The sequence below is a fragment of the uncultured Microbacterium sp. genome, from assembly GCF_963521695.1.
Taxonomy (GTDB): domain Bacteria; phylum Actinomycetota; class Actinomycetes; order Actinomycetales; family Microbacteriaceae; genus Microbacterium.
Genome location: NZ_CAUQWC010000152.1, coordinates 1 through 8,793, shown reverse-complemented (window position 1 = coordinate 8,793; position 8,793 = coordinate 1). Strand labels below are relative to the sequence as shown.

Below are 8,793 nucleotides of genomic sequence, written 5' to 3'. Positions count from 1 at the left end.
ACCTCGGGTGGGCGACGGGTGTCAACCATGCAGGGTCTCCCGGTAGAGCGCGGCACGCTCGTCGATGCGGGCGGCGAGACGGTCGGGTCCGACCGCGAGGATGCTCCGACTCTCGTTGGCCACGACGGCTTTGGCGATGTACCCGAAGAGGCGTCCGATGTCGGCGGGCTCGGCGCCCTGCGCGCCGAAGCCGGGCGCGAGGATCGGCATCCCGGCGAGGGCCACATCGCCGAGACCGAACGCGGCTCGGTCGACGGTGGCGCCGACCACGACGCCGATCGAGCCGAACGCACCAGGTGCGCCGATGTTCGCCTCGTTCACGTCGTGGGCTACGCGCGCCGCGACGTGCTCGTGATCGCCGATGGCGAGGGCATCGTCGACGATCGCGCTCTGCAGCGCCCGCGCCTCGGGGTTGCTCGTCGCGGCGAGTACGAACGCACCCTTGCGGTGACGCAGGGCCAGCGAGAGCGTGTCGCGCAGCGAATCCGCGCCGAGGTACGGGGTCAGGGTGACGGCATCCGCCTCGAGGGGCGCGCCGGGCTCGAGCCAGGCGTGGGCGTAGCCCTCCATGGTCGTGCCGATGTCACCGCGCTTGGCGTCGGCGATGACGAGCAGCCCCGCGGCGCGCGCGGCGGCCATGACGTCCTCGAGCGCAGCGAAACCCCTCGAGCCGTATCGCTCGTAGAACGCCACCTGCGGCTTCACGACACCCACGCGACCGGACGCCGCCTCGACCACGCGCAGGCCGAACGCGCGCACGCCCTCAGCCGTGGCGTCCAGCCCCCACGCCGACAGGAGTGCGGCGTGGGGGTCGATGCCGACGCACAGCGGACCGTGTGCGTCGAGGGCGGCGCTGAGCCGCTGTCCGAACGGCTCGCTCACAGACGGCCCGCGCGATCCACCGCGTACTCCTGAAGGCTGCGAACCTCGAAGCCGTCCTTCATCGCACCCAGAGCGCTCACCGCGGCACCGAGACCGCCCATCGTGGTGAACAGGGCCTTGTCGGCGGCGACGGCCGCCGCGCGGATCTCGTAGCCGTCGGCGCGCGCCGATCCGCCGCTGGGGGTGTTGACGATCATGTCGATCTCCCCCGCGTTGATGAGGTCGACGACGTTCTGCTGGCCGGAGCCCTGGGTCGCGGAGTACTTCTCGACGACCTGCACCTTGATGCCGTTACGGGCGAGGATCTCGGCCGTGCCCTCGGTGGCCAGGAGCGAGAAGCCGAGCTCCTGCAGGCGGTGGGCGGGCAGGATCACGGCGCGCTTGTCGGCATCGGCGACCGAGATGAACACGGTGCCGGAGGTCGGCATCCCGCCGTACGCGGCCTCTTGCGACTTCGCGAACGCGGTCGGGAAGTCGCGGTCGATGCCCATGACCTCACCGGTCGAGCGCATCTCGGGTCCGAGCACACTGTCGACGGTGTGACCGTCGGCGGTGCGGAAGCGCTTGAACGGCAGCACCGCCTCTTTGACGGCGACGGGGGCATCGAGCGGCACGCGCGAGCCGTCCTTCTCGGGCAGCAGCCCCTCGGCGATGAGCTCGGCGACGGTGTTGCCGGCCATGATGCGGCTGGCGGCCTTGGCGAGCGGGATGCCGAGGGCCTTCGACACGAACGGCACCGTGCGGCTGGCGCGCGGGTTCGCCTCGATGACGTAAAGCACGCCGGCCGAGATCGCGAACTGCACGTTGAGCAGGCCGCGCACACCGACGCCCTTCGCGATGGCCAGGGTCGCCTCGCGCACGCGATCGACCTCGGTGCGGCCGAGCGAGACGGGCGGCAGGGTGCAGGACGAGTCACCGGAGTGGATGCCGGCTTCTTCGAGGTGCTCCATGACGCCGCCGATGTACAGGTCGGTGCCGTCGTACAGGGCGTCGACGTCGAGCTCGATCGCGTCGTCGAGGAAGCGGTCGACCAGCAGCGGGAGGCCGGGTCCGATGATCGCCTGGTCGGCGACGCGCACGAAGTAGTCACGCAGGGCGTCGGTCGAATAAACGATCTCCATGCCACGGCCGCCGAGCACGAAGCTCGGGCGCACGAGCACGGGGTAGCCGATCTCCTCGGCGATCGCCACGGCGCCGTCGACGCCGATCGCGGTGCCGCTGCGGGGGGCCACGAGACCCGCCTCGTCGAGCAGACGCGAGAACAGCTCGCGCTCCTCGGCGAGATCGATCGCCTCGGGGCTGGTGCCGAGGATCGTGTAGCCGGCGGCCTCGATGCCCTTGGCCAGGCCGAGGGGCGTCTGACCGCCGAGCTGGCAGACGACGCCGAGGATGGTGCCCGACTGCGCCTCGGCGTGCAGCACCTCGAGCACGTCTTCCAACGTCAGCGGCTCGAAGTACAGGCGGTCGGAGGTGTCGTAGTCGGTGGACACAGTCTCGGGGTTGCAGTTGACCATGACGGTCTCGTACCCGGCATCCGACAGCGCGAAGGAGGCGTGCACGCACGAGTAGTCGAACTCGACGCCCTGGCCGATGCGGTTGGGGCCCGAGCCGATGATGACGACCTTCGTGCGGTCGGAGGGGGTGACCTCCGTCTCGGCGTCGTAGCTGGAGTAGTGGTAGGGCGTGAGGGCCGGGAACTCCCCCGCACAGGTGTCGACGGTCTTGTAGACCGGCCGCACGTCGAGCGCGTAGCGGGTTTCCCGTACCTCGGCTTCGTCGAGACCGCGGATCTGGGCGATCTGCACGTCGCTGAAGCCGTGGTCCTTCGCGAGACGGAGGGTGTCGGCGTCAAGGGTCTCGGCCTGTGCGATGAAGCCGGCGACCTCGTTGATGAGCACGATCTGGTCGATGAACCACGGGTCGATCGCGGTGGCCTCGAACGCCTGCTCGGCGGTGGCGCCGAGGCGCAGCGCCTGCTGCAGAACGACGATGCGACCGTCGGTCGGGGTCTTGACGATCTTGAGCAGCTCCTCGGCCGAGCGGGTCTCCTCGCCCCAGTGGAAGCTCGAGCCCCGCTTCTCGAGCGAGCGCAACGCCTTCTGCAGGGCGGTGGTGTAGTTGCGGCCGATCGCCATGGCCTCGCCGACCGACTTCATGGTGGTCGTGAGGGTGGTGTCGGCGGCGGGGAACTTCTCGAAGTTGAACCGCGGCACCTTGACCACGACGTAGTCGAGCGTCGGCTCGAAGCTCGCCGGGGTGACCTTGGTGATGTCGTTGGGGATCTCATCGAGCCGGTAGCCGATCGCGAGCTTCGCGGCGATCTTGGCGATCGGGAAGCCCGTGGCCTTCGATGCCAGCGCCGAGGAGCGCGAGACGCGCGGGTTCATCTCGATGACGATGATGCGCCCGTTGGAGGGGTCGACGGCGAACTGGATGTTGCAGCCCCCGGTATCGACGCCGACCGCGCGGATGATGTCGATGCCGATGTCGCGGAGCTTCTGGTACTCGCGGTCGGTCAGGGTCAGTGCGGGCGCGACCGTGATCGAGTCGCCCGTGTGCACGCCGACCGGGTCGACGTTCTCGATCGAGCAGACGACGACCGTGTTGTCGGCGGTGTCGCGCATGAGCTCGAGCTCGTATTCTTTCCACCCGAGGATCGACTCCTCGAGCAGCACCTCGTTGGTGGGCGAGTCGTGCAGGCCCGCGCCGCCGATGCGACGGAGGTCGTTCTCGTCGTAGGCGAAGCCCGAGCCGAGGCCGCCCATGGTGAAGCTCGGGCGCACCACGAGCGGGTATCCCAGCTTCTCGGCGCCGGCGATCAACTCGTCCATCGAGTGGCAGATGACGGATGCCGCGACATCGGCGCCCGCCTCCAGCACGAGCTCCTTGAAGATCTGGCGGTCCTCGCCCTTGTTGATCGCCTCGAAGTCGGCGCCGATGAGCTCGACGTCGTACTTCTCGAGGATGCCGTGCTTGTGAAGCTGGATCGCCGCGTTCAGTGCCGTCTGGCCGCCGAGGGTGGGGAGGATGGCATCCGGCTTCTCTTTGGCGATGATCGTCTCGATGACCTGCCAGGTGATCGGCTCGATGTAGGTCGCGTCGGCGAAGTCGGGGTCGGTCATGATCGTCGCCGGGTTGGAGTTGACGAGGATGACGCGCACCCCCTCTTCGCGCAGCACGCGGCACGCCTGGGTGCCGGAGTAGTCGAACTCGCAGGCCTGACCGATGACGATCGGCCCGGAGCCGATGACGAGGACGGAGTTGATGTCGTCGCGCTTAGGCATTGTTGTCTTCCTTGGTCGAATCCTGAGCGTCGTTCGGGACCTGAGCCGCGGAGGCCGGTCCCTGAGCCTGTCGAAGGGACATCGTCGCGAGAACCATCTCGCGGAAGCGGTCGAACAGGTAGTTGGCGTCGTGCGGTCCCGAGGCCGCCTCGGGGTGGTACTGCACGCTGAACGCGGGGATGTCGAGGGCGCGAAGACCCTCGACGACGTTGTCGTTGAGGCCGATGTGGCTCACCTCGACGCGGCCGAAACCGGCGGGGCTGTCGACGATCTCATCCAGCGGTGCGTCGACGGCGAAGCCGTGGTTCTGCGAGGTGATCTCGACGCGGCCGGTGGTCTTGTCGAGCACGGGCTGGTTGATGCCGCGGTGGCCGAACGGCAGCTTGTACGTGCCGAAGCCGAGAGCGCGGCCCAGGAGCTGGTTGCCGAAGCAGATGCCGAAGAACGGCAGGCCGTCACCGAGAACGGCGCGCAGAAGTTCGACATGCTGATCGGATGCCGCGGGGTCACCGGGGCCGTTGGAGTAGAACGCCGCGACCGGCTCGATGGCGCGGATCTCGTCGATCGTCGCGGACTGCGGGAAGACGTGCACGTCGAATCCGCGCGCGGCCAGGTTGTCGATCGTCGAGGTCTTGACGCCCAGATCGAGCACGGCGAGGTTGCCGATGCGCTCCGCGGTGGCGGGGGTGACCTCGACCTCGGTGACCGAGACCTCGGCGCTCAGGTTGCGGCCGGCCATTCCCGGGGCCTCGCGGACGCGGCGCAGCTGCTCGTCGGCATCGAGGCTCGCGGCTTCGCCCGAGAAGACGCCGCCGCGCATGCTGCCCGAGGAGCGGATGCGGCGGGTGACCGCGCGGGTGTCGATGCCGGAGATGCCGACGATGCCGTCGTCGACGAGAGCGTCGTCGAGCGAGCGGTTCGCGCGCCAGTTCGACACCATGCGCGAAGGGTCGCGCACGACGTAACCGGCGACCCAGATGCGGCGGGATTCGGGGTCTTCGTCGTTCACACCGGTGTTGCCGATGTGAGGGGCCGTCTGCAAGACGATCTGGCCGGCGTACGAGGGGTCGGTGATCGTCTCCTGGTAGCCGGTCATGCCGGTGGCGAAGACGACCTCGCCGAGGGTCTCGCCGCGCGCACCGTACGCGCGGCCGGCATAGCGGGTGCCGTCTTCGAGGACGAGGACGGCGGGGTCTCGCGAGATCCGCGAGGAAGGGATCAGGGCGGTCATGCGTCGCTTCCTGTCGTGGTGATGAGGGGACGGATGGCGTCGGCCAGCGCTTTGGCCGAGGCATCCTGAGGTCGGAGGTAGGTGTCGACGACGGTGTCGTCGTCGATGCGCCAGCTGACGCGCGTCAGGCCGCCCGCCTCGACCACGCGGTCGATGGCGACGGTGGCTTGAGCGGCATCCACCAGCCGGTCGCGGGTGAGCGCGATGCGGGGCTGGCCCGGAAGGTCGAGGGCGACGCCGGCCGTGGTGACGGTGACGTCGACGCGGGAGCGGAAGCCGAGGCCCTTGATCGCGAGTCGCTCGAGCGGCTCGTCATGTCGGGTCGTGGCGACGTAGAGACCGGGGAACACCGCGGTCTCGACGGCGTCGTCGGGCAGCTCCCCCACCGGGGCGGTGTAGCGCGCATCGCGCCGCGTTCGTCGCACCCACGCCCACGCGAGGAGTGCCAGAGCGATCACGGCTACCGCGGCCATCACGAGCAGGGCGCCCTCACGCGTCATGCGAGGGCCCCCGGTGCGTCGAGCAGGGCTCCGTCGGCGACGGTGGGGATGCCGGCGCGCACGGTCCAGCGCACCTCTCCGGGCAGCTCCCGGCCGAGGTACGGAGAGTTCTTGCTGCGTCCGCGGAGGTCGGTGATCGCGAAGGTGCGCGAGGGGCGCGGGTCGTACAGCGTGAAGCTGGCCGGGTGACCCGTGGCCACGGGGGTGCCGTGGCCGTCGAGGCGACCGATGCGTGCGGGGGCCTTCGACAGCACACGGGCGACGTCTCCCCAGTCGAGGAGGCCCGTGTCGACCATCGCCTGCTGCACGACCCGCAGAGCGCTCTCGAGGCCCACCATGCCGTTGGCCGCCGCGGCCCACTCGCAGGCCTTCGCCTCGGCGGGGTGCGGGGCGTGGTCGGTGGCGACGATGTCGATCGTTCCGTCGGCGAGGCCTTCGCGCACGGCCATCACGTCTTCTTCGCGGCGCAGCGGCGGGTTGACCTTGTACCGGGCGTCGTAGTCGCGCACGAGCTCGTCGGTCAGCAGCAGGTGGTGCGGGGTCACTTCGGCGGTCACGTTCACGCCGCGCTTCTTGGCCCAGCGGATGATGTCGACCGAGCCGGCAGTACTCAGGTGGCAGACGTGCAGGCGCGAGCCCACGTGCTCGGCCAGCAGCACGTCGCGGGCGATGATCGACTCCTCGGCGACCGCCGGCCAGCCGGTGAGTCCGAGCTCGGCCGAGACCGCACCCTCGTTCATCTGCGCGCCTTCGGTGAGCCGCGGATCCTGCGCGTGCTGGGCGACGACACCGTCGAAGGCCTTCACGTACTCGAGCGCCCGGCGCATGATCAGCGGGTCGAACACGCAGAAGCCGTCGTCGCTGAACACGCGCACGCGCGCGCGGGAGTCGGCCATCGCGCCGAGCTCGGCGAGACGTTCGCCCTTCTGCCCCACCGTGACCGCACCGATGGGCTGCACGTGCACGTAGCCGGCTGCCTCGCCGAGGGCCAGCTCCTGCTCGACGACGCCGGCCGTGTCGGCGGTGGGCGAGGTGTTGGGCATCGCGAAGACGGTGGTGAACCCGCCCGCGGCGGCGGCGCGGGAGCCGGTGAGGACGGTCTCGGATGCCTCGAACCCGGGCTCGCGCAGGTGCACGTGCAGATCGACGAGGCCGGGAAGGGCGATCAGTCCGTCGGCGTCGACGACCGTGGCGCCGGCGTGCGACAGCCCGGTGCCCGTCTCGGCGATGACGCCGTCGCGGACGAGGAAGTCGGTGGCATCCTGACCCTCGACGCGCGCACCGCGCACCAGGAGGGTCTGGGGGGTGGCGTGGCTCATCGGAGGCCCTCTCTCTCGGTGTCGGGCCGCTCGCCCGCCAACAGCAGGTACAGCACGGCCATCCGCACGGAGACGCCGTTCGTGACCTGCTCGAGCACCGTCGAGCGAGGCGAATCGGCGGCTTCGGCGGAGATCTCCAGACCCCGGTTCATGGGACCGGGGTGCAACACGATGCTATCGGTCGCGAGGGTCTCCAGCCGTCGCGCATCGAGGCCGTAGCGACGCGAATACTCCCGTTCAGTCGGGAAATACGCGGCAGACATGCGTTCGAGCTGGATGCGGAGCATCATCAGCGCGTCGGGGCCCGCGGCGATCGCGTGGTCGAGGTCGTAATCGATCTCGACGGGCCAGCCGCTGACGTCCTGCGGAACCAGGGTCGGCGGCGCCACGAGCGTCACGCGGGCGCCGAGGGTGTGCAAGAGCCACACGTTCGACCGCGCGACGCGGGAGTGCAGCACGTCACCGACGATCGTGACCCGGATGCCCCCGAGGTCGCGTCCGCGGCTGTCGTCGCCGAACAGGCGCTTTCGGATGGTGAACGCGTCGAGCAGCGCCTGCGTGGGGTGCTCGTGCGTGCCGTCGCCCGCGTTGACCACGCCCGCGCTGATCCAGCCGCTGGTGGCGAGGGTTCGCGGGGCACCGGATGCGCCGTGGCGGATGACCACGGCATCCGCCCCCATCGCCTGGAGGGTTTGCGCGGTGTCCTGCAGCGATTCGCCCTTGCTGACGCTGGAGCCCTTGGCCGAGAAGTTGATGACGTCGGCGCTCAGGCGCTTGGCGGCGGCCTCGAACGAGATGCGCGTGCGCGTGCTGTCTTCGAAGAAGAGGTTGACGACCGTCTTGCCGCGCAGCGTCGGCAGCTTCTTGATCTCACGGCGCTGCGTGTCGGCCATGTCTTCGGCGACGTCGAGGATCTCGAGCGCATCGGCGCGCGAGAGGTGCTGGGTGTCGAGGAGGTGCCTCATGACTCGATCGTCACCTCTTCGACGCCGTCGACCTCGGCGAGGCGCACGTTGACACGCTCGTCGCGGGCGCTGGGGAGGTTCTTGCCCACGAAGTCGGGGCGGATCGGCAGCTCACGGTGGCCGCGGTCGATCAGGGTCGCGAGGCGCACCGCCGCGGGACGCCCGATGTCCTGCAGGGCGTCGAGGGCGGCGCGGATGCTCCGGCCCGAGAACAGCACGTCGTCGACCAGCACGACGGTCCTGCCGTCGATGCCGCCGGCGGGGATCTCGGTGCGCCGAGGTGCACGGGTCGGGTTGCGGTGCAGATCGTCGCGGTACATGGTCACGTCGAGCGCGCCGACCGGGACGGACGTGCCGCCGAACTCGCCGACCAGCGGGCCGATCCGGTTCGCGAGCGTGACGCCGCGGGTCGGGATGCCGAGGAGGATGAGTCCTTCCGGACCCTTGTTCGACTCCAGGATCTCGTGCGAGATTCGCGTCAAAGCGCGGGCGATGTCGGCATCGTGCATGACGGTGCGCGTGTTCATCCGCCGCTCCCTTCTCCGCCTCACGGGACGGGGTTAAAGGTTGCTGTGGTTCGTGGTCGAGTCTAGCGGGTGGATGCCGTGACGG

At 69.7% G+C, this 8,793-nt stretch carries 7 protein-coding genes; all 7 read right to left on the bottom strand.

The genetic code is table 11. The features are described from left to right. Window positions 1–21: 21 nt before the first annotated feature. From pyrF to pyrR, 7 genes are read right to left on the bottom strand one after another with little or no spacing between them, the layout of a single operon-like run. A complete protein-coding gene (gene pyrF / locus RWP81_RS11500) occupies window positions 22–882 on the bottom strand; it encodes an orotidine-5'-phosphate decarboxylase (RefSeq protein ID WP_314456224.1) in 861 nt (286 codons plus the stop codon). Then, complete coding sequence (gene carB / locus RWP81_RS11495; RefSeq protein ID WP_314456222.1) at window positions 879–4,166, bottom strand: carbamoyl-phosphate synthase large subunit; 3,288 nt, start codon at window positions 4,164–4,166, stop codon at window positions 879–881. Before carB ends, pyrF begins: the two co-directional genes overlap by 4 nt. Next, entirely contained in the window at window positions 4,159–5,397 is a 1,239-nt protein-coding gene (carA, locus tag RWP81_RS11490) for a glutamine-hydrolyzing carbamoyl-phosphate synthase small subunit (protein ID WP_314456220.1), read from the bottom strand. The genes carB and carA overlap by 8 nt, the downstream gene beginning before the upstream one ends. Next, window positions 5,394–5,897: a hypothetical protein gene (locus RWP81_RS11485; protein ID WP_243223180.1), complete on the bottom strand. Its 504-nt coding sequence runs from the start codon at window positions 5,895–5,897 to the stop codon at window positions 5,394–5,396. Before RWP81_RS11485 ends, carA begins: the two co-directional genes overlap by 4 nt. Next, window positions 5,894–7,216, bottom strand: coding sequence for a dihydroorotase (locus tag RWP81_RS11480; protein WP_314456218.1), 1,323 nt, complete (start codon window positions 7,214–7,216; stop codon window positions 5,894–5,896). The genes RWP81_RS11485 and RWP81_RS11480 overlap by 4 nt, the downstream gene beginning before the upstream one ends. Next, window positions 7,213–8,181 carry an aspartate carbamoyltransferase catalytic subunit gene (locus RWP81_RS11475; protein ID WP_314456216.1) on the bottom strand — a complete coding sequence of 323 codons (969 nt, stop codon included), beginning with the start codon at window positions 8,179–8,181 and terminating at the stop codon, window positions 7,213–7,215. Before RWP81_RS11475 ends, RWP81_RS11480 begins: the two co-directional genes overlap by 4 nt. Next, a complete protein-coding gene (gene pyrR, locus RWP81_RS11470) occupies window positions 8,178–8,708 on the bottom strand; it encodes a bifunctional pyr operon transcriptional regulator/uracil phosphoribosyltransferase PyrR (RefSeq protein ID WP_314456214.1) in 531 nt (176 codons plus the stop codon). The genes RWP81_RS11475 and pyrR overlap by 4 nt, the downstream gene beginning before the upstream one ends. Window positions 8,709–8,793: the final 85 nt, after the last annotated feature.